This is a genomic window from Streptomyces atratus (assembly GCF_040655115.1).
GTDB classification, from domain to species: domain Bacteria; phylum Actinomycetota; class Actinomycetes; order Streptomycetales; family Streptomycetaceae; genus Streptomyces; species Streptomyces atratus_D.
Window position 1 is genome coordinate 86,832 of the sequence record NZ_JBFAJH010000006.1, and the last position, 20,618, is coordinate 107,449.

The following is a 20,618-nucleotide window of genomic DNA, read 5'->3' on the forward strand; positions in this document are numbered from 1 at the left end:
CTCGATTCTCACAGGTCCGGGCGCGCTCACAGGCTCAGCTCCGGATGCAGCCGGTCCAGCGTCCACACCTGCTTGCGCCGGGCGGATACCGCGGTCAGGGCCAGTGCCCCCGCGGTGAACGCCAGCAGCACCGCGCAGCCCTGCCAGACCGGGCCCAGCCCGCCGCCCGTGATCAGCCGGCGCAGGCTCTCGACGACGTAGCTCATCGGCAGGTACGGGTGGATCGCACCGAAGAAGCCGGGGCTGGTCTGGACGGGGTACGTGCCCCCGGCCGAGGTCAGCTGCAGCATCAGCACCGCGAGCACGAGGATTCGTCCCGCCGCACCGAACCGGGCGTTCAGCCACTGCACGATCGCACCGAAGCAGCAGGTCACGAGGGCGAGGAAGCCGATCGTCGCGGCGGCATGGGCCATCTGCAGCCCCAGCCCCCAGTGCAGGACGGACATCAGGGCCGCCACCTGCAGCAGACCGATCGCGGCCACCGGCAGCCACCCGGCGAAGGCAATGCGCCAGGCGGACGCCCCCGCGGCGAGCGCCCGCCGGTTGAGCGGCTGGATCAGCATGTACGCCACCATCGCTCCGACCCAGAGGGAGAGCGGGATGAAGTAGGGCGCGAATCCGGTGCCGTAGTTGGGGGCTTGGTGCAGCGACTGGGAGGCGAGCTTGACCGGATCGGCCATGACATCGGTGCGCCGGTCGCGGTCCTGCTTGTCGTAGTCGGGGATCTTGCCGACGCCGTCGTTCAGCCCCTGGGCGAGCGTGGCCGAACCGTCGTTCAGCCGGATCAGCCCGCTGTCCAGGTCGGTTGCGCCCGTCTTCAGCCTGCCGACGCCGGTGTTCAGATCGGTGGATCCGGTCCTGGCCGTGGCCAGGCCGGTGTGCAGTTCGTCCGCGCCCTTGGCGACCTTGTGGGCGCCGGTGTTGAGCGCGTTGATCTTCGCGACGGCGGACTTCAGGTCGTCGTCCAGGTGCGGGGAGCGCTCGGCGAGGGCGTCGGCCTGCTTCTGCAGGGTGGTGAGCTGCCCGCGCAGCTTCTTCAGGTCCCCGTTCTGGTCCTTCACCAGTACGTTCACATCGTCGGCGACCTTCGCGACATCGGCGGCCGCGGTCGTGGCGCGCTTCAGCGGGGGGCAGGCGGTGGGATCCGGGAGCGGCAGCTCCTCGCAGCGGGTGCGGTAGACGTCGGCCAGATCGTCGGAGGCCGTGTGGGCGGCGGTCGCCGCGGTGGGTGCCGCCCTCACCAGCACGTCGAGGTTGTCCCGTACGGTCTGCGAGGAATCGGCGACCAGCCGAGCGGTGTCACCGATCGACTTGCCGTTGTCCTTCAGGAACGGGCGGACGTCGGCAGCCACGCCGTTGACCTTGTCGGCGAGGAGCTGGGTGCCGTCGGCGACCTGCCGTGAGCCGGTTTCGAGGTCTCCCGCGCCCTTGTTCAGTTTGACGATCCCGCTCTCCAGGCGCCCGCTGCCCGCCTTGGCGTCCTTCAGCCCGTCCGCGAGGTCCTTCGAGCCCTTCTCGGCCTTGCCGATCCCGCCCTTGAGATCGTCGGCGCCCTCGGCCGCCTTCGCCGTCGCGTCGTGGAGGTCGGCGAAGGAGATGAAGATCCGGTCCAGGAAGCTGCGCGAGGCGTTGGTCGAGGCGGCGGTGCGGACCTCGGAGAACACCGTCCGGGAGATCTGCCCGACGATGTAGTTGTTGGCGTCGTTCGTCCGGACCTGGAGCGCGCCGGTCTCGGGGGAGTCACCCGAACTGGACGCGATCCGCTTGCTGAAGTCCGACGGCATGGTCAGCGAGAGGTAGTACGTACCGTCCTCGACGCCCTGGCCGGCCTCGGCGGAATTCACCTCGTGCCACTCGAAGACCTTGGAGTCGAGCAGCTTTGCGGTGATCTCGTCACCTGCCTCGACGCGCTTGCCTGCCGCGGTGGCGCCCTTGTCGTTGTTGACCAGCGCGACAGGGATCTTGTCGAGGCGGCTGTACGGGTCCCAGAAGGACCACAGGTACAGGGCGCCGTAGAGCAGGGGCAGCAGCAGGAGCGCGACGAGTGCGGCGCGGGGCAGCCTCCCCCTGCCGAAACGCTTCAGCTCAAGCGCGGCCAGTCTCGGCGATCGCATCGGCCGCCCCCTCCTCGGTCGTCGTCGCCCCAGGGGCGTCGGTGGTCTCTGCGGTGTCGGTGGTGTCCGTGGTCACGGCGCTGTGGGTGCGCACGGTGATCGCGCCCTCGGGGGCCTGGCTGCAGACGGCGATCACGGTCGTCCCGTCGGTGGCGACGGAGCGCAGCATTTCCCAGGCCTCGGCACGCTCGGCGTCGGAGAGCTTGAGATCGGTGTCGTCCACGGCGAGCAGTCGCGGGCGGCCGATCAGCGCGAGGGCGACGGTCAGCCGCAGCGCCTCCAGCCGTTCCAGATCGCGTACGGAGGTCCGCTCGGCCTTGGGCAGGGTCGTGGGGTCGAGTCCGGCGGCGTCCAGTGCGGTGTCGATCCGGGCCCGGGCCGTGGCGGCGCGCTCGGCGCGCGGGCGGAACAGGGCACGCAGCGAGCCGTCGAAGCGGCGCTGCAGGAGGGCGCGCTCGCGCAGGTGCTCGGCGACGGTGAGGGCCGGGTCGGGCTCGCTGACCCCGGGCACCGGGCCGAGGGCGCTGATCCTGCGTACGGCCGCCATCTGGCGCGGCAGGCGCAGACCGCCGACCTCCGCGCGGCCCTCGGAGGGGCGCATCCGGCCGGTGAGGGCGAGCAGCAGGCAGGTGCGGCCGGAGCCGGACGGGCCCTCGATCGCGACCAGTGCGCCGGGCCCGGCGTCGATCCGCACGTCCCGGAAGGCCCAGCCGCGCGGTCCTTTGAGCCCGAAGCCCTCGGCGGTGACGGCTGCCCCGTGCGGGCTGTCCAACAGATTCTCCTTTTTAGACTGACCAGTCAGTACAAAAAGATAGTCCGAACTCGCGATCGAAGCAAAAGTGCAGGTCGGAGGCCAATCGGGGTCGATTGTCAGTGGTGCCCCTCACGATGGATACAGACGGCCACGGAGCCGTCACACGACGACAGGAGGTTCGTCATGGCCAACTCGTCCGCAGCAGCCGCCTCTCGGCGCCGCGCAGGCGGCCCTGCCCCCTCACCGACCGGCCCCGCCCCGTCCTCTCCGTCGAACGGTCCGGCAAACGACGTCCACCCCGTGCTGCGCCGCGCCACGGCGCCGCCCGCAGCCCTCGATCTGCTCGCCCAGGCCCGCATCGGCCTCGACGAGGCCGCCGTGCTTGCCGTGCCGAACGAGCGCTATGCCACCGCCCACCTCGCCGCCCTGCGCACCGCTGCCGCCGTGCTCGCCGCCCGCGGACGGCCCGAGACCACCAGGCGGCGGCGGGAAAGGATCCGCAGCGCCTGGGAAGTCCTTCCGGAGATCGCCCCGGAACTCACCGAATGGAGCGCCCTGTTCGCCTCCGGGGCCCGCCGCCGGGCCCGCGCGGAAGCGGGCATACCCGGGGCGGCCAGCAGCCGTGACGCCGACGATCTGCTGCGGGACGCGGCCATGTTCCTGCGCCTCGTCGAGCGGTTGCTGGTGCTCCAGCCGATACTCCCGCAGGCCCGGAGGGGGCGGTCCGACGCGGGATGACGGCGGCGGTGGCCCGAGGCAATAGGGTGGACAGCACCTGCATCACCTGCACTGTTCACGCACCGCCGTCAGCGGCGGCACCGTGCCGAGGAGTCATCTGCCGTGTCGGACCAGCTGCGCCCCCGAGCCTCCCTCCGTACCGCCGTGGTCTGGGACGTCCTGAAAGACGCCCTCGACCGCCAGGTCAAGGCGACCGGCCGGGACGCCCTGGACGTCCTGGACACCGGCGGCGGCACCGGCAACTTCGCGGTGCCGGTCGCCCGGCTCGGCCACAGGGTCACCGTCGTCGACCCCAGCCCCAACGCGCTCTTCGCGCTGGAGCGCCGCGCCGCGGAGGCCGGGGTCGTCGACCGGGTCCGCGGCGTCCAGGGTGACATCCTCGGTCTGTTCGAGGTGGTCGAGCGCGGTGAGTACGACGCGGTCCTCTGTCACGGAGTCCTGGAGTACGTCGACGACCCCGCCGAGGGCGTACGGAACGCGGTCGACGCACTCCGCCCGTCGGGCGATCTCAGCCTGCTCGCCGCCGGACTCGGCGGCGCCGTCCTGGCCCGGGCGCTCGCCGGGCACTTCACCGAGGCTCGGCACGCGCTCACCGACCCGGCGGGCCGCTGGGGCGACGGCGACCCGGTACCCCGGCGGTACACCGCGGAGCAGCTCACCGAACTGGTCTCCGCGGCAGGCGTCGAGGTCGGCGCGGTCCACGGCGTACGGGTCTTCGCCGACCTCGTACCGGGCGTCCTGGTGGACACCGAACCCGGTGCCATGGACGCACTGCTCAGGCTGGAGAGCGCAGTCGCGGAACTGCCGGCCTTCCGCTCGGTCGCGACCCAGCTGCACGTTCTGGGTACCAAGCGCGTCTGAGGGCGGCCGCAGCGCGGCTGATCAGCGACGCAGCTGCAGACGGAGTACGTCCCAGGGCACCCGATCGGGGGCCACGCCACGTATGATCGGGGGACACCATCCGGCATGACGGATCGGAGGTTGGGGAATCTACGCCTCAGCAGCTGAGCCGTTGTGGCGGCCCGGACTGGCTGATTGGCGATGAGGGCGGGTTTCACGGGGGCGATTCCCTGCCTATCCTGGAAGGGCCGCATACCGGCCGCCCCCCGCGGCCGACGACGAGGAGGACTCCGTGCCGCTCTCGGAGCACGAGCAGCGAATGCTCGAGCAGATGGAGCGAGCGCTGTACGCCGAAGATCCCAAGTTCGCGACAGCGCTCGAGGGAAGCGGGCTGCGTACGTACACCCGACGACGGGTCTACCAGGCGGTCGCAGGCTTCCTGGTGGGTATCGCGCTCCTCATGGCCGGAATGGTCGCCCAGCAGATCTGGATCAGCGTGGTGGGATTCCTCGTCATGCTGGGCTGCGCGGTCCTTGCGGTCACAGGCTGGCGCAAGGCCCCCAAGCCCGGCGAGCAACAGGCAGCCGGCGGCGGGAGCGAGCGCCGACAGCCCAAACAACGCCGAACGGTGATGAACCGGATCGAGCAGCGGTGGCAGCGACGCCGCGACGAGCAAGGCCAGTAACGCTTCGGAAGACCGATGGGTGAGGGGGCGGCCGCAGAAACGCGGCCGCCCCCTCACCCACACCCGCCCCGGGCTGTAACCGCTCACGGGGGGTGTCCTCAAGCGCCGGGCGGACGGGGCCCCGGACGGGCCCGCGAAAGCGAGCCCGTCGAGGGGTTCCCGCATGCTCTTGAAGCTGGGGGACAGCGCCAGGACACGGCGCAGCCGAAGGTCCCGCGCACTGCCTCAGCTCTGCTCCCGGGACCGCCACCGCGGCCAACCGCCCCACCGCGCCGCCCACCTGTCGGTGACCGCCGATCGGCGTTCCAAGAGCGTGTCCATCACCCGAATGGCCGAGCGTGGTGCCACGACCGCGCGGATCCGGGTGAAGCGGTCGGCGGACATCCGCAAGCCGTTCCGTACCGCCTGCACGTCCTCGGTGAACCCGCTGCCCGACCGGGGCTGCGGGGCGTAGAGCACCTGCTCCACCGCGCCCGCCACCCGGTGCACGGCCGCCGCCGCCTCTGTGTCGAGCCGCCCCAGCCGGACCACCCGGGCCGCCGTCTTCCGCGGGGTCTGTGAGTCGTCCGGTTCGACGCCGTGGTCCCATGCCGTATCGATGATCTCCAGCCAGGCCGCCAGCGTTCTGGCCGTCACATCGGCCGGCGTGCGCCCGGCGGACGACGCCAGCCTGCGCTTACGCACCCGTACCCGCCACACCATCGGCAGCATCGGCAGCGCGATGACCACCAGCGCGGCCAAAGCCACCCGGACAAGGGTGCCCGTCGGGGTCCCCGAGTCCGTCGGACCCGCACCGGTCGGCGCCACCGCGTTGCCGCAGTCGCCCTGCTTGCGCTGCTGCGGCGAGCAGTTCTCCGAGGCGGACGGTGCGGCGGACGGCGCCGATGAGGCGCCCCGCTCCGGCAGGCTCGGGTCGGCTGCGCCGCCCGCAGGGGCGTCCGGCTGGGTATAGCCGGGCACGCTGCCACGTGTCGGGGTCGGCTCGAACCGGGTCCACCCGACGCCCTCGAAATACAGCTCGGGCCAGGCGTGCGCATCGCGCAGCCCCACCGACGCCGCACCGTTCGACTGCACGGTGCCGGGAGTGAAGCCCACCGCGACCCGGGCCGGAATCCCCAGCGTCCGCGCCATCGCGGCCATTGTGAACGAGAAGTGGACGCAGAAGCCCCTCTTGTCCTTGAGGAACCGTCCGATCGCGGCCGAGCCGGTGCCGGACGTCACTTTGGTGTCGTAGGTGAAGCCGCCCTCCGAGGCGAAGTAGTTCTGCAGCTTCACCGCTCGCTCGTAGTTGTTGGCGGCGCCCTTGGTCAGCCGGTTTGCCGTCTCCTTGACCACCTCCGGCAGCGAGCCCGGCACTTTGGTGTACTCCCGCAGCACCGCGGACGGCGCGTCGGGAGCCGCGGCGAGCTGGTCCGCGGTCGGCTGCACCACCAGGCTCGACACCTCGTACCGCGCACCGCTGGTCGTCTGGCCGCGGTCGCCGACAAGGGTGCGCCCCGCAGGTTCGTACCGCCAGCGCCCGCCGATCCTGACCTCCGTCGCGGGGTAGGGGAGCGGCAGATAGGTCTGCTGGTAGGAGCGGGAGGAGGAGATGTTCGACGTGATCTCCGCGACAGCGACATCCGGACTCAGGCCGTCCGGCTCCGGGATCCGCTTCGGCACATCCTTCAGGGTGCGCCGGGAGGCCCGCCATTCGCTCCCGTTGAACTGATCCAGGGCCAGGATCCGCAGATAGAAGTCCTGCGGATTCGCGGAATTGGTGCGGTACGACATCACCTCCCGGTCCTCCGGCTGGTTCAGATTGTTCTGCAGCGAGACCAGCGGGTTCACCGCGGAGATCGTGCCGCCGCCACTGCCCTTGCCGCCCCCGCCGCCCGTACCCGCGAGGAGCCCGCCGTCGAGAGCCGGCAGGGCCGCCGGTACGGCCAGGGCGATGCCCAGCGCCAGCGCACCGATCCGCCGCCCGGTGCGGACCGGAGCGAGCGCCCGGCCGCCCGACACGTCGAGACCCGTCGAACCGCTCGGCGACCGTCCCGCACCGCCGAAGACCCGCCCCCACTGGGAGAGCCGGTCCCGGCCCTCGGCCAGCAGGAGCAGCAGATAGCCGCAGGCGGCGAGCAGGAACCAGAGCCAGCCCGCGCCACCGCCACCGGACAGTCCCGCGGCGACCGAGTAGAGCGCCAGGAGCGGCAGCCCGGCCGGGGCCGCGCGGCGAAACGTCACCGCGAGGGTGTCCACGGCCAGACCGATCAGCAGCACACCGCCGACCAGCATCAGCCGGATGCCCGCCGTCGCAGGCGCCGGGATGGCGTACTGCCCCACGTCGTCCGCGCCCGCCCGCAGCAGGTCCGCCAGGTTCCGTACGGCCTCGGGGCCCGGGAGGAAGCCGGCCACGGCCTGCTCCCTTGCGAACACCGCGGTCAGCAGCACCAGGGTGACCAGGAACTGTGCCGTGACTGTCAGCAACCGCGGCAGCGGCACCCGGCGGGCGAGCGCGCCCACCCCGCTCTGGATCGCCAGCAGGAGCGCGGCCTGCAGGATCCATCCGGCCGGGTCGACCAGCGGCAGCATCGAACCCGCCGCCAACAGCGTCGCCGCAAAGGCGCACAGCGCCAGCCGTCCGCGACCGCTCATGACCGTCCCCTCATGACCATCCACCGGTGAAGCCTGTCGTACCGCCCGACAGCGCGGACTGCGTCACGGAGCTCTGCTGTCCCGCCTGCTGCCACAGCCGGGCGAGATCAGCCCCCGGCCCCACCGCGACCGCCGTCCAGCCCGACTCGCGCAGCAGTCGCAGCCGCTCATCGGACGCCGCGAGCGCCGCATCGGACGCGCTGCCGTGCATCCAGGCCGCACTGTCCAGGACGAACGCGACAGCGCCGCCGCTGCGCTGCCGCATCCGGGCGGCCACTGTCGTCTGCACGTCGTCCAGATCGCCGAGGAACGCGACCAGCAGCCCTTCGTTGCCGCCGCGCAGCACGTCGTACGCGCGCGACAGGCCGCCGCCGTCGGAGTGGTCGACGACCGCGAGGGTATCCATCATCAGTCCCGCGGAGTCGGCGGACTCCTGGGTCGTTCCGGCGAAGCCGCCACCGCCCTCGCCCGGCACCGAACTGCCGTCGTCGGTCAGCAGCCGCACCGCGAAGCCCCGCTCCAGCATGTGCACCAGCGCGGACGCCGCCCCCGACACCGCCCACTCGAAGGGCGAGTCGGGCCCGGTTCCTTGATAGGCGATCCGCCGGGTGTCCAACAGCACCGTGCACCTGGCCCGCTGGGGCTGCTCCTCGCGGCGCACCATCAGCTCGCCGTAGCGCGCGGTGGAGCGCCAATGGACCCGGCGCAGGTCGTCGCCGTGCCGGTAGCCGCGCGGAATCACGTCGTCCTCGCCGGCCAGTGCCAGTGAGCGCTGCCGCCCCTCGCCGTAGCCGGACGCCTCGCCCGACAACCGCACCGGCGGCAGCGGCTGGGTCCGCGGGACGACGATCAGCGTGTCGTGCGCACTGAACGACCGGGTCAGCTCGCACATCCCGAACGGGTCGCTCAGCCGCAGCTGCAGCGGCCCGAGCGGATACCGCCCGCGCAGATCCGACCGGACCCGGTAGGACACCTCGCGCCGGCCGCCCGCCTCCACCCGGTCCAGGACGAACCGGGGCCGCGGCCCGAGCACGTAGGGCACCCGGTCCTGCAGCATCAGCAGCCCGGTGGGCAGCCTGGACACGTTCTCCATCCGCAGATGCACCCGTGCCTCGGTGCCCGCGGGCACCCGGGACGGAGAGAGCCGCCGGGTGCCCGCGACCCGGTAGCGGGTGCGGAGGAGCACCGTCACACAGACCAGCGGAAGCGCGGTGAGCAGCAGCCCGACCCGTAGCAGATCGCCCTGGCCCAGCACATACGCGCAGATCGCGGCCGCGATTCCGGCAGCGAGGAAGGACCGCCCACGCGTGGTCAGGCCGCCCAGTGCGGCCCGCAGACCGCCTTTGTCGTCGCAGTCCTCCATGGAGGCGGGCCCCCCGGCTGTCATCACGCCTGCCGTACGCCGGGCGGCTGCTGCCGGCCGTACACCGGCCGGCCCGGCTGGTGCAGCGGCGCCGGGACGGCCGTACCGCCGGCCGCGGTCGGCACCGGCGTCTGCTGGAGGATCTCCAGCACGACCTGCTCCGCGGTGCGGCGGTTCAGGTGGGCCTGCGCGGTGGGCAGCAACCGGTGCGCGAGTACCGCGACGGCCAGCGCCTGCACATCGTCGGGCAGACAGTAGTCCCGCCCGGTCAGCGCCGCGGACGCCTTGGCGGCGCGGAGCAGGTGCAGGGTGGCGCGCGGCGAGGCGCCGAGTCTGAGATCCGGGTGGCTGCGGGTGGCGCCGACCAGCTCCACCGCGTACCGCCGCACGGACTCGGCCACATGGACCGTCCGTACGGCTTCGATCAGTTTCACGATGTCGTGGGCGTGCGCCACCGGCTGCAGATCGTCGAGCGGCGAGATGCCGCCGTGCACATCGAGCATCTGCAGTTCGGCCTCCGCGCTGGGATAGCCGATCGACACGCGGGCCATGAACCGGTCGCGTTGGGCTTCGGGCAGCGGATACGTGCCCTCCATCTCGACCGGGTTCTGGGTGGCCACCACCATGAAGGGATCCGGCAGTTCGTAGCTGTGCCCGTCGATGGTGACCTGACGCTCCTCCATCGACTCCAGCAGAGCGGACTGGGTCTTCGGCGAGGCGCGGTTGATCTCGTCGCCGATCACGATCTGGGCGAAGATCGCGCCCGGTTTGAATTCGAATTCGTGCCGCTGCTGGTCGAAGATCGACACACCGGTGATGTCCGAAGGCAGCAGATCCGGCGTGAACTGGATGCGCCGCACCGAGCAGTCGATCGATCGCGCGAGCGCCTTGGCCAGCATCGTCTTGCCGACCCCGGGGACGTCCTCGATGAGGAGATGCCCCTCCGCGAGGAGCACGGTCAGCGAAAGTTGTACGACCTCAGGCTTGCCTTCGATCACGCTCTCCACCGACCTGCGCACCCGCTCCGCTGTGGCGGTCAGATCTGTGAGGCTCGCTCGATCGTCATAGGTCGTCACCCGGCCCTCCTCGGCCCTGCCCCGCGCTCTCGAAGAGCAGGGGATACCCCATTCACGGGCCGATGCGCTGTTGTTGGCCCGGCCCACCCCGACGTACGGACACCCTCCGGACGGGTCCGGTGGGTGTCACACACGCATTCTTGTTGCCGTTACCGCTTCGTGTCACTCGCCTGTGGACAAGTGGATGCGAAATGTCAGGGTCCGGGTTGTTTTCGATACCGCCGGTCGGGCAATCAGGGTCAGGCGACGGGAAGGATCTCGCGGAGCAAGCCGCTGGTCACGTCGAAAACGAAGCCGCGGACATCATCGGTGTGCAGCAGGAACGGCGAGGTGCGGACGCGCTGCATGGACTGCCGTACGTCCTGATCCGCGTCCTTGTACGCCTCCACGGCCCAGACCGGGCGCTGGCCGACCTCCGCCTCCAGCTCCTGCCGGAACTCCTCGGTGATCGACTCGAGGCCGCAGTTGGTGTGGTGAATGAGTATGACGCTGCGGGTGCCGAGGGCTCGCTGGCTGATGGTGAGCGAGCGGATCACGTCGTCGGTGACCACGCCGCCCGCGTTGCGGATGGTGTGGCAGTCGCCGAGCGCCAGGCCGAGCGCGTCGTGCAGGTCGAGCCGAGCGTCCATGCAGGCGACCACGGCAACCTGCAGCACCGGCCGCGCGTCCATGCCGGGGTCGTCGAACTCGGCCGCGTATCGGGTGTTCGCCTCGACCAGACGGTCGGTGACGGTCCCGCCGGTACGGGCCTGACCGGCAGCGGATGCGGAGAGCTCGACGGGGGAGTGTGCGGAAGTCGACATGGATACGACGTTAGCTCGCACAGTTCGTTCCGGCGTGCTGTGGGAGCGGACAAAGAACGTCAACGAGGCTTGTTGTGAGGTAACCCACAAGCCTCACAACGAATCGCTCGACAGGGTGATGGAGAGGGCCGGGCGACGCGCTGCCCGGTTGATTGATCGGGAATCGATCGAATGGCAGGGTGGACTAAAGTGACCGGAAGTTACCGACACCCTGCACATTCCGAAGATTTCCCCTGTGTGCGCGGCGTACGTACGGCCCGGCCCTCTCCCGCTCGCCGGTCGGCTGACGCCACTTCCCGGCGCCGGTGGGCCTCCCCTTCCGAGCGGGCGGGGACCAGGCCGTACGGGCAGCCGCACGGGACCTGAGCCTGAGAGGGCACATGAGCCAGACCCGACACGTCCCGGTGATGCTCCAGCGATGCCTGGACCTGTTGGCCCCGGCTCTGGAAGCGCCGGGCCCGCAGCAGCCCGTGGTCGTCGACTGCACCCTCGGCCTCGGCGGCCACAGCGAGGCCCTGCTCGCCGCCTTCCCGTCCGCCCGTCTGATCGCGCTGGACCGGGACAAGGAAGCGCTGCGGCTCTCCGGCGAGCGGCTCGCCCCGTACGGCGACCGGGCCACACTGGTGCACGCCGTCTACGACGAACTGCCCGAGGTGCTCGCCCGGCTCGGCATCCCGAAGGTCCAGGGCATCCTGTTCGACCTCGGTGTCTCCTCCATGCAACTGGACGAGGCCGACCGCGGATTCGCGTACGCCCAGGACGCTCCGCTCGACATGCGGATGGACCAGACGACCGGCATCGGCGCTGCCGAGGTGCTCAACACCTACCCGCCCGGTGAGCTCGTCCGGATCCTGCGCGCGTACGGCGAGGAGAAGCAGGCCAAGCGGATCGTCTCCGCGATCGTGCGCGAGCGCGAGAAGGAGCCCTTCAGCAACAGCGCCCGGCTCGTCGAGCTGATCCGGGACTCGCTGCCGCAGGCCGCCAAGCGCACCGGCGGCAACCCGGCCAAGCGCACCTTCCAGGCGCTGCGCATCGAGGTCAACGGCGAGCTCGCCGTCCTGGAGCGGGCGATCCCGGCCGCGGTGCAGGCCCTCGCCGTCGGTGGCCGGATCGCCGTTCTCTCCTACCACTCACTGGAGGACCGGCTGGTCAAGCAGGTGTTCGTGGCGGGCGCCGCCAACACGGCGCCACCCGGACTGCCCGTCGTCCCCGAGCGTTATCAGCCCCGGCTCAAGCTGCTGACCCGCGGTGCGGAACTGCCCACGGAGGATGAGGTCGCCGAGAACCGGCGAGCCGCCCCCGCTCGGCTGCGCGGCGCCCAGCGGATTCGCGAGGAGGAGCGATGAGCGCGGCCGGTCCGGCCGGCACGGCACCGGGAGCGCCCGAGGTGGCGCGGTGAGCGGACCGGCCGGACAGCTGAAGGGACGGGCCGCGCGGCTCGCCCGGCTGATGCCCTCCGGGCCCAGCAACGCGGCCCGTACGCCCTTCGTCCTGCTGGTCGTGCTGCTCCTCGGCGGCGGACTGATCACCCTGCTGCTGCTGAACTCCGCACTCAACGTAGGTTCGTTCAGGCTGAGCGAACTGAAGAAGCGGACCACCGAGCTCACCGACGAGCAGCAGGCGCTCCAGCACGACGTCGACGGGTATTCGAAGCCCGACGCACTGGAGCGCCGCGCCCGCGAACTGGGCATGGTGCCCGGCGGCAGCCCCGCCTTCCTCGAACCTGACGGCACGGTCCGCGGCGTCCCCTCCGAGGCCACCGCCCCGCCGACCCCCGCAGCCCCGCGGCAGACCCAGCAGGCAGCGGCCCCGCCCGCGGTCGCGCCGTCGGTCACCGGCTCGCCGTCGGCCCCGCCCGTGACGAAGCCCGGTACGTCGGCGGCCCCGCCCGTGAAGCCCAGCATCTCCGCAGCCCCGCCCGCGCAGCCGCGTACCCCGGCAAACCAGTCCTCGACGAGCCCCGGCAGGTGACGCAGTGCCCTCCAAGGAACCACCGCGCCGCCGGGTCCCCGGCCCCGCGCGGCCCCGCAGCGCAGCAGCCGGCTCCGGCCGCCCCCGGCCTGCCGCGCGCCGCCCGTCGTCCGCCGCGCCCCGCGCAAAGGACCGCCGCGCTCCGCGCAAGGGATCGGCGCGCCCGCTGCGGCTGGGCAGTCCGCGCCCCCGGCTCCGCCTGGTCGGTCTGGCGCTGACGCTCGTCATGCTGGCGTTCGTCGTGCGGCTCCTGCAGGTGCAGGCCGTCGACGCCAGCGCGTACGCGGCCAAGGCCGACAAGAACCGCTACCTGGAGTACACGGTCGCCGCCGAGCGCGGTGAGATCACCGACCGCAGCGGCATCGCCCTGGCCACCAGTGTCGACGCGTACAACATCACCGCCGACCCCAAGATGTTCACACCCGAGGACAGCAAGGCGCCGGACGCACCGGTGCAGGCCGCGGCCCTCCTCGCACCCATCCTCGGCGTCGAAGCCGAGGAGCTGACGAAGAAGCTGTCGACGCCGAAGAGCCGGTACACGGTGCTGGCCCGTCGCCAGACCCCGCAGGTCTGGAAGCAGATCAAGGACCTCAAGTCCGTTTTCGCCGAGAAGGCCCAGAAGGACCGGGCGAACGGCGGGACCGGGGCCAATGTGCTGGCCGGTGTCTTCCAGGAGACGACCACCAAGCGGGTCTATCCCAATGGCGGGCTCGCCGCCGGGATACTGGGTTACGTCAATGCCGAGGGCAAGGGCGCGGGCGGCCTCGAGTCACAGCTGGACAAGGAGCTCGCGGGCGAGGACGGCAAGATCAAGTACGCCCAGTCCGGCGGCCGCCGGGTGCCCACCGCGGGCACCAGTGAGGTCCCGGCGGTCGCGGGCTCCGACATCGAGCTGACCATCGACCGGGACATCCAGTGGGCCGCGCAGAAGGCCATCTCGGACCAGGTGAAGAAGTCCAGGGCGGACCGCGGCTATGTGATCGTGCAGAACGCCAGGACCGGCGAGGTCCTCGCCATGGCCAACGCCCCGGGATTCGACCCCAACGACCTCTCCCAGGCCGACGCGGCGTCACTGGGCAACGCGGCGCTGCAGGACGTGTACGAACCGGGCTCCACCAGCAAGGTCATGTCCATGGCCGCCGTGCTGGAGGAGGGGGTGGCCACCTCCGGCACCCATGTCACCGTCCCCAACCGACTGCACCGCGGCGACCGGCTCTTCAAGGACGACATCGACCACACCACCTGGTACCTGACGCTCAACGGCGTACTCGCCAAGTCCAGCAACATCGGCACCATCCTGGCCACCGGGCAGCTCGGCCGGACCCAGCCGAAGGCGAACAAGGTCCTCTACTCGTATCTGCGCAAATTCGGCATCGGCAGCCCGACCGGGCTGAACTACCCGGGCGAGACCCCCGGCATCCTCGCCAAGCCACAGGACTGGTCGACCTCGCAGCAGTACACGATCCCGTTCGGCCAGGGACTCTCACTCAACGCCATGCAGGCCGCCTCGGTCTACTCGACGATCGCCAACGGCGGCGTGCGGGTCCAGCCCACCCTGATCCGCGGAACCAAGGGCGCGGACGGCCGCTTCACCCCCGCTGCCGCCCCCGAAGAGACCCGGGTGATCAGCAAGAAGACCGCGAAATCGCTCGCGGGCATGCTGGAGTCGGTGGTCGGTGACGAGGAGGGAACCGGTACCAGGGCCCGCATCCCCGGCTACCGGGTCGCGGGCAAGACCGGCACGGCCAACCGGGTCGACCCGGTCCGCGGCGGTTACCACGGCTACACCGCGTCCTTCGCGGGCTTCGCACCCGCCGACGACCCGCAGATCACCGTCTACTGCGCGATCCAGAACCCCACCAAGGGAAGCTACTTCGGCGGTCAGATCTGCGGTCCCATCTACAAGCAGGTCATGGAGTTCGCGCTGAAGACGCTCCAGACCCCACCGTCCGGCAGCGAGTCAGCCCGGCTGCCGGTGTCCTTCAATCCCGGCGAGTGAACTCGGGGAAACCAGCCAGTGACAACCATCACCCCCGAACCCGGGAACCGGAACGGGAACCACCGCAACCCTCCCCCCTCACTTAGCGAGAGGCCGGGTGGGCCCGGTACGCTCACCGCCGTGTCCCACGCTGAACAGTCCCAAACCACCCCGAAGGACGCCCCTGTGACCTACCCGGGAGCGCCCCGCCCGGATCGGCTGCGGCCGACCCCCCTCGGTGAACTGGCAGCCCGGCTGGGAGCCGAGCCGCCGGGATCCGGTGAGGTCACCGGCATCACCCACGACTCGCGGGCGGTGCGGCCCGGCGATGTGTACGCGGCGCTGCCCGGCGCCCGCCTGCACGGTGCCGACTTCGTCGCCCAGGCGGCCGGCCTCGGCGCGGCAGCGGTCCTCACCGACCCGGCGGGCGCCGAGCGCGCTGCCGCGACCGGGCTGCCGGTGCTGGTCACCGAGAACCCGCGCGGCCGGATGGGCGAACTCGCCGCCGAGATCTACGGGCGGCCCGGCGCCGACCTCCTCCAGATCGGGATCACCGGGACGTCCGGGAAGACCACCACCGCATACCTCGTCGAGGGTGGCTTCCGTGGCGCCGGACGCGCCACCGGGCTGATCGGCACCGTCGAGACGCGGATCGGCGACGAGCGCATCAAGTCCGAGCGCACCACCCCCGAAGCCACCGACCTCCAGGCCCTGTTCGCCGTCATGCGCGAGCGCGGCGTCGACGCGGTCACCATGGAGGTCTCCAGCCACGCCCTGGTGCTCGGCCGCGTCGACGGCTGCGTCTTCGACGTCGCCGTTTTCAACAACCTCAGCCCGGAGCACATGGAGTTCCACTCCGGCATGGAGGACTACTTCCAGGCCAAGGCGAAGCTGTTCACCCCGCGGCGGAGCCGGCAAGGTGTCGTCAACTTCGACGACGAGTACGGCCGCAGGCTGGTCACGGAGGCAACCGTCCCGGTCGTCACCTTCTCCGCCGAGGGCCACCCGGACGCCGACTGGCGCGCCGAGGATGTCGAGGTCGGACCGCTGGGCTCCTCCTTCACGGCCGTCGGCCCCAAGGACGAACGGATCACGGCCAGGGCCCCGTTGCCCGGCCGGTTCAACGTCGCCAACTCCCTCGCCGCGATCGTCACCCTCGCCGTCGCGGGCGTCGACCCGCAGACCGCGGCCGACGGCGTCGCCGCCGTCCCCGGCGTCCCGGGCCGGCTGGAGCGCGTGGACGCCGGCCAGCCGTACCTCGCGGTCGTCGACTACGCGCACAAGACCGACGCCGTCGAGTCGGTCCTGCGCTCGCTGCGCAAGGTGACCGAGGGCAGGCTGCACATCGTGCTCGGCTGCGGTGGCGACCGCGACACGACGAAACGCGGCCCGATGGGCGCCGCCGCGGCCCGCCTCGCCGACACCGCCGTACTGACCTCCGACAACCCCCGCTCCGAGGACCCCCTGGCCATCCTCGCCGCGATGCTCTCGGGCGCCGCCGAGGTGCCCGCACACGAGCGCGGTGACGTCCTCGTCGACGCCGACCGCGCCGCCGCCGTCGCCGCCGCGGTCGCCCGCGCCCGGCCCGGCGACACCGTGCTGATCGCCGGCAAGGGGCACGAACAGGGCCAGGACATCCACGGAGTGGTGCGCCCCTTCGACGACCGTACGGTGCTGCGCGCGGCCATCGCACGGTCCCTGGGGCACGAGAGCGCCGAGGACGTCCCGGAGCTCGCCCACACCCACGAGAACAACAGTCAGGGATGACCAAGTGATCGCCCTTACCCTCGCCGAGATCGCCGAAATCGTCGGCGGGCAGTCGCACGACATACCCGATCCGGCAGTGACCGTCAGCGGGCCCGTCGTCATCGACTCCCGAGAGGTGCAGCAAGGCAGCCTGTTCGTCGCCTTCGCCGGCGAGCGGGTCGACGGCCACGACTACGCGCAGCGCGCCGTCGAGGCGGGTGCGGCAGTCGTACTCGCCGCCCGCCCCGTCGGTGTTCCGGCGATCGTCGTCGACGACGTCATGGCCGCGCTCGGTACCCTCGCCCGGACCGTCGTCGGACGCCTCGGCACCACTGTCGTCGCCCTCACCGGCTCCGCGGGCAAGACCTCCACCAAGGACCTGATCGCCCAGCTCCTGGAACGCAAGGGCCCCACCGTCTTCCCCGCGGGCAACCTCAACAACGAGATCGGCCTGCCGCTCACCGCCCTGCGCGCCACCGAGAAGACCGAGCACCTGGTCCTCGAAATGGGTGCCCGCTACATCGGCGACATCCGCTACCTCACCGGCCTGGTCCCGCCGCGGATCGGCCTCGTCCTCAACGTCGGCACCGCGCACATCGGCGAGTTCGGCGGCCGCGAGCAGATCGCCGTCGCCAAGGGCGAGATGGTCGAGGCGCTCCCGGAGGACGGAGTCGCCGTCCTCAACGCCGACGACCCGCTCGTCCGCGCCATGTCCTCCCGCACGAAGGCCCGGGTTCTGCTCTTCGGTGAAGCCGCGGAAGCGGACGTACGGGGAGAGAAGGTCCGTCTCACCGACGACGGCCGCCCCGCATTCACGCTCCACACACCCACCGGGTGCAGCGATGTGACCATGCGCCTGTACGGTGAGCACCACGTGTCGAACGCGCTCGCCGCGGCCGCCGTCGCCCATGAGTTGGGCCTGCCCGTAGACGAGATCGCCCTCGCGCTCTCCGAGGCGGGCACCCTCTCCCGCTGGCGCATGGAGGTCACCGAGCGTCCGGACGGCGTGACGTTCGTCAATGACGCCTACAACGCGAACCCCGAATCCATGCGAGCAGCGCTGCGCGCGCTGGCCGCCATGGGGAAGGGCCGTCGTACGTGGGCGGTGCTCGGCCCCATGGCCGAGCTCGGCGACGCCTCGCTCGCCGAGCACGACGCGGTCGGACGGCTCGCCGTCCGGCTCAACGTCAGCAAGCTCGTCGCGGTCGGGGGCAGAGAAGCCTCCTGGCTGCAACTGGGCGCATACAACGAGGGTTCGTGGGGTGAGGAGTCGGTGCACGTGTCCGACGCACAGGCGGCCGTCGACCTGTTGCGCAGTGAACTGCGCGCGGGAGACGTCGTGCTGGTGAAGGCGTCCCGGTCGGCCGGCCTGGAACAGGTCGTCCAGGCACTGCTGGAGAACTCGACCGAGGGCGAGGTCACCGGCCGATGAGGCAGATCCTCTTCGCGGGGGCCATCGGGCTCTTCCTGACCCTGGTCGGTACCCCGCTGTTGATCAAGCTCCTGGCCCGCAAGGGATACGGGCAGTTCATCCGTGACGACGGCCCGCGCAGCCACGGCAGCAAGAAGGGCACGCCCACCATGGGCGGCATCGCCTTCATCCTGGCCACGCTGATGGCGTACTTCCTGGCGAAGGTGATCACCGGCGAGGAGATGCGCTTCTCCGGTCTGCTGGTCCTCTTCCTGATGACCGGGATGGGCCTCGTCGGGTTCCTCGACGACTACATCAAGATCGTCAAACAGCGTTCGCTCGGCCTGCGGGCCAAGGCGAAGATGGCGGGCCAGCTGATCGTCGGTATCGCCTTCGCGGTGCTGTCGCTGCAGTTCGCCGACGGCCGCGGCAACACCCCGGCCTCCGACAGGCTGTCGTTCGTCACGGACTTCGGCTGGTCGATCGGCCCGGTGCTGTTCGTCGTCTGGGCGCTGTTCATGATCCTCGCCATGTCCAACGGTGTGAACCTGACGGACGGTCTGGACGGCCTGGCCACCGGCGCGTCGGTCATGGTCTTCGGCGCGTACACGTTCATCGGGCTGTGGCAGTTCCAGGAGTCCTGCGCCAACGCGGTCTCCCTGACCAACCCCAACGCCTGCTTCGAGGTACGCGACCCGCTCGACCTCGCGGTCGTCGCCTCCGCACTGATGGGCGCCTGCTTCGGCTTCCTGTGGTGGAACACCTCGCCCGCCAAGATCTTCATGGGCGACACCGGTTCACTGGCCCTCGGCGGCGCGCTCGCGGGTCTCGCGATCTGCTCCCGCACCGAGTTCCTGATGGCCATCCTCGGCGGCCTCTTCGTGATGATCACCATGTCCGTGGTCATTCAGGTCGGCTCCTTCAAGATGACCGGCAAGCGGGTCTTCCGAATGGCGCCGCTCCAGCACCACTTCGAACTCAAGGGCTGGTCCGAAGTCCTTGTCGTGGTCCGCTTCTGGATCATCCAGGGCATGTGTGTGATCGTCGGACTCGGTCTCTTCTACGCAGGGTGGGCAGCCGCCAAGTGAGCAACCAGGACTGGCAGGGCAAGCACGTCACCGTCGCCGGACTCGGTGTCAGCGGTATCCCCGCTGCCCGTGTCCTGCACGGCCTCGGCGCCGTCGTCACGGTGGTCGACGACGGGGACGACGAGCGTTCCCGTACGCAGGCCGCCGAGCTGGAGGCGCAAGGGATCGCCGTACGCCTCGGCGACGGGGCGACCCTGCCCGAGTCCACCGAGCTCATCGTCACCGCCCCCGGCTGGAAGCCGGACAAGCCGATCTTCGCAGCAGCCGCCGAGGCGGGCGTCCCGGTCTGGGGCGACGTCGAGCTCGCCTGGCGGCTGCGCGGTCCCGATGCGGCGCCATGGCTCGCGGTCACCGGCACCAACGGCAAGACCACGACCGTACGGATGCTCGCCTCGATCCTGGAGGCGGCCGGGCTGCGTACCGCCGCCGTCGGCAACATCGGCATCTCCCTCCTCGACACCGTCCTCGGCGACAAGACGTACGACGTACTCGCCGTCGAGCTCTCCAGCTACCAGCTGCACTGGGCGCCCTCGCTGCGCGCCCACTCCGCGACCGTTCTCAACCTGGCCCCGGACCACCTCGACTGGCACGGCTCCATGGAGGCGTACGTCGCGGACAAGGGCCGGATCTACGAGGGCAACCGGATCGCCTGCGTCTACAACGCGGCCGACAAGGTGACCGAGGACCTGGTCCGCGGGGCGGACGTCGAGGAGGGCTGCCGCGCCATCGGCTTCACCCTCGGCACCCCGGGCCCGTCCCAGCTGGGCGTCGTCGACGGCATCCTCGTCGACCGTGCCTTCGTGACCAACCGGCAGAAGCAGGCCCAGGAGCTCGCCGAGGTCACGGACGTCAACCCGCCCGCCCCGCACAACATCGCCAACGCCCTGGCGGCCGCGGCGCTGGCCCGCGCCTTCGGCGTCGAACCCAGGGCGGTACGGGACGGTCTGCGGGCCTTCCGTCCCGACACGCACCGCATCGAACACATCGCGGACGTCGCATCGGTGGCGTACATCGACGACTCCAAGGCAACCAACACCCATGCCGCGGAGGCATCCCTCGCGGCCTATGACCCGATCGTCTGGATCGCCGGCGGCCTCGCCAAGGGCGCCACGTTCGACGAGCTGGTGACCGGCGCAGCCAAGCGGCTGCGGGGCGTCGTACTGATGGGCCGCGACCGAGCGCTGATCCGCGAAGCCCTCGCGCGACACGCCCCCGAGGTCCCGGTCGTCGACCTCGGCCGGACCGACACTGGGGTGATGTCCGAGGCGGTCCGCGAGGCGGCCCGGCTCGCCCGGCCGGGAGACACCGTACTGATGGCCCCGGCCTGCGCCTCGATGGACATGTTCGCCAATTACAACAAGCGGGGCGAGGCATTCGCGGACGCGGTCCGCGCACTCGCCGACGAGAGCGACTGACG

Annotated in this window: 16 protein-coding genes; 10 read left to right on the forward strand and 6 right to left on the reverse strand. The window is 71.1% G+C overall.

The features are described 5' to 3' along the window. Positions 1 to 26: 26 nt before the first annotated feature. Positions 27 to 2,114: a YhgE/Pip domain-containing protein gene (locus AB0I23_RS09985; RefSeq protein WP_359108582.1), complete on the reverse strand. Its 2,088-nt coding sequence runs from the start codon at positions 2,112 to 2,114 to the stop codon at positions 27 to 29. Further along, positions 2,086 to 2,886 (reverse strand): ATP-binding cassette domain-containing protein, encoded by an 801-nt coding sequence (locus tag AB0I23_RS09990; protein WP_359108584.1) that lies wholly within the window; start codon positions 2,884 to 2,886, stop codon positions 2,086 to 2,088. The genes AB0I23_RS09985 and AB0I23_RS09990 overlap by 29 nt, the downstream gene beginning before the upstream one ends. 165 nt (positions 2,887 to 3,051) lie before the next feature. On the opposite strand from AB0I23_RS09990, the gene AB0I23_RS09995 reads away from it, so the two are divergent. The 3 genes from AB0I23_RS09995 (at position 3,052) to AB0I23_RS10005 (ending at position 5,131) form a co-directional block, all read left to right on the forward strand. Continuing rightward, on the forward strand, positions 3,052 to 3,606 hold the full coding sequence (locus tag AB0I23_RS09995; protein WP_359108586.1) for an SAV_6107 family HEPN domain-containing protein: 555 nt from the start codon (positions 3,052 to 3,054) through the stop codon (positions 3,604 to 3,606). 102 nt (positions 3,607 to 3,708) lie between these two features. Then, positions 3,709 to 4,467, forward strand: coding sequence for a class I SAM-dependent methyltransferase (locus tag AB0I23_RS10000; protein ID WP_359108588.1), 759 nt, complete (start codon positions 3,709 to 3,711; stop codon positions 4,465 to 4,467). A gap of 271 nt (positions 4,468 to 4,738) precedes the next feature. Continuing rightward, positions 4,739 to 5,131: a DUF3040 domain-containing protein gene (locus AB0I23_RS10005; protein ID WP_037697061.1), complete on the forward strand. Its 393-nt coding sequence runs from the start codon at positions 4,739 to 4,741 to the stop codon at positions 5,129 to 5,131. A 225-nt stretch (positions 5,132 to 5,356) separates the two neighbouring features. Here AB0I23_RS10005 and AB0I23_RS10010 read toward each other — a convergent pair whose 3' ends face one another. The 4 genes from AB0I23_RS10010 to AB0I23_RS10025 form a co-directional block, all read right to left on the reverse strand. Further along, complete coding sequence (locus AB0I23_RS10010; protein WP_359108590.1) at positions 5,357 to 7,765, reverse strand: DUF3488 and transglutaminase-like domain-containing protein; 2,409 nt, start codon at positions 7,763 to 7,765, stop codon at positions 5,357 to 5,359. 10 nt (positions 7,766 to 7,775) lie between these two features. Then, complete coding sequence (locus AB0I23_RS10015; protein WP_359108592.1) at positions 7,776 to 9,152, reverse strand: DUF58 domain-containing protein; 1,377 nt, start codon at positions 9,150 to 9,152, stop codon at positions 7,776 to 7,778. Further along, positions 9,152 to 10,204, reverse strand: a complete 1,053-nt coding sequence (locus tag AB0I23_RS10020; protein ID WP_359108593.1) for an AAA family ATPase — start codon at positions 10,202 to 10,204, stop codon at positions 9,152 to 9,154. Before AB0I23_RS10020 ends, AB0I23_RS10015 begins: the two co-directional genes overlap by 1 nt. A gap of 239 nt (positions 10,205 to 10,443) precedes the next feature. Next, positions 10,444 to 11,007 carry a beta-class carbonic anhydrase gene (locus tag AB0I23_RS10025; RefSeq protein WP_359108594.1) on the reverse strand — a complete coding sequence of 188 codons (564 nt, stop codon included), beginning with the start codon at positions 11,005 to 11,007 and terminating at the stop codon, positions 10,444 to 10,446. A gap of 380 nt (positions 11,008 to 11,387) precedes the next feature. Here AB0I23_RS10025 and rsmH point away from each other — a divergent pair, with 380 nt between their 5' ends. From rsmH to murD, 7 genes are read left to right on the forward strand one after another with little or no spacing between them, the layout of a single operon-like run. Then, positions 11,388 to 12,353: a 16S rRNA (cytosine(1402)-N(4))-methyltransferase RsmH gene (gene rsmH, locus AB0I23_RS10030; protein WP_359108596.1), complete on the forward strand. Its 966-nt coding sequence runs from the start codon at positions 11,388 to 11,390 to the stop codon at positions 12,351 to 12,353. A 49-nt stretch (positions 12,354 to 12,402) separates the two neighbouring features. After that, positions 12,403 to 12,978 carry an FtsB family cell division protein gene (locus AB0I23_RS10035; RefSeq protein ID WP_359108598.1) on the forward strand — a complete coding sequence of 192 codons (576 nt, stop codon included), beginning with the start codon at positions 12,403 to 12,405 and terminating at the stop codon, positions 12,976 to 12,978. A 4-nt stretch (positions 12,979 to 12,982) separates the two neighbouring features. Continuing rightward, a complete protein-coding gene (locus AB0I23_RS10040; RefSeq protein WP_359108600.1) occupies positions 12,983 to 14,977 on the forward strand; it encodes a penicillin-binding transpeptidase domain-containing protein in 1,995 nt (664 codons plus the stop codon). Between the two features lie 18 nt (positions 14,978 to 14,995). Further along, entirely contained in the window at positions 14,996 to 16,723 is a 1,728-nt protein-coding gene (locus tag AB0I23_RS10045) for a UDP-N-acetylmuramoyl-L-alanyl-D-glutamate--2,6-diaminopimelate ligase (protein WP_359108602.1), read from the forward strand. Positions 16,724 to 16,727: 4 nt separating this feature from the next. Further along, a complete protein-coding gene (locus AB0I23_RS10050; protein ID WP_359108604.1) occupies positions 16,728 to 18,134 on the forward strand; it encodes a UDP-N-acetylmuramoyl-tripeptide--D-alanyl-D-alanine ligase in 1,407 nt (468 codons plus the stop codon). Beyond that, on the forward strand, positions 18,131 to 19,201 hold the full coding sequence (gene mraY, locus AB0I23_RS10055; RefSeq protein ID WP_359108605.1) for a phospho-N-acetylmuramoyl-pentapeptide-transferase: 1,071 nt from the start codon (positions 18,131 to 18,133) through the stop codon (positions 19,199 to 19,201). The genes AB0I23_RS10050 and mraY overlap by 4 nt, the downstream gene beginning before the upstream one ends. Then, positions 19,198 to 20,616, forward strand: coding sequence for a UDP-N-acetylmuramoyl-L-alanine--D-glutamate ligase (murD, locus tag AB0I23_RS10060; protein WP_359108607.1), 1,419 nt, complete (start codon positions 19,198 to 19,200; stop codon positions 20,614 to 20,616). Before mraY ends, murD begins: the two co-directional genes overlap by 4 nt. Positions 20,617 to 20,618: the final 2 nt, after the last annotated feature.

Coding starts and splice junctions, on each gene's coding strand:
- mraY (WP_359108605.1), top strand. CDS start 18,131: ATGAGGCAGATCCTCTTCGCGGGGGCCATCGGGCTCTTCCTGACCCTG.
- AB0I23_RS09985 (WP_359108582.1), bottom strand. CDS start 2,114: ATGCGATCGCCGAGACTGGCCGCGCTTGAGCTGAAGCGTTTCGGCAGG.
- AB0I23_RS10010 (WP_359108590.1), bottom strand. CDS start 7,765: ATGAGCGGTCGCGGACGGCTGGCGCTGTGCGCCTTTGCGGCGACGCTG.
- AB0I23_RS09995 (WP_359108586.1), top strand. CDS start 3,052: ATGGCCAACTCGTCCGCAGCAGCCGCCTCTCGGCGCCGCGCAGGCGGC.
- rsmH (WP_359108596.1), top strand. CDS start 11,388: ATGAGCCAGACCCGACACGTCCCGGTGATGCTCCAGCGATGCCTGGAC.
- AB0I23_RS10015 (WP_359108592.1), bottom strand. CDS start 9,152: ATGACAGCCGGGGGGCCCGCCTCCATGGAGGACTGCGACGACAAAGGC.
- AB0I23_RS10025 (WP_359108594.1), bottom strand. CDS start 11,007: ATGTCGACTTCCGCACACTCCCCCGTCGAGCTCTCCGCATCCGCTGCC.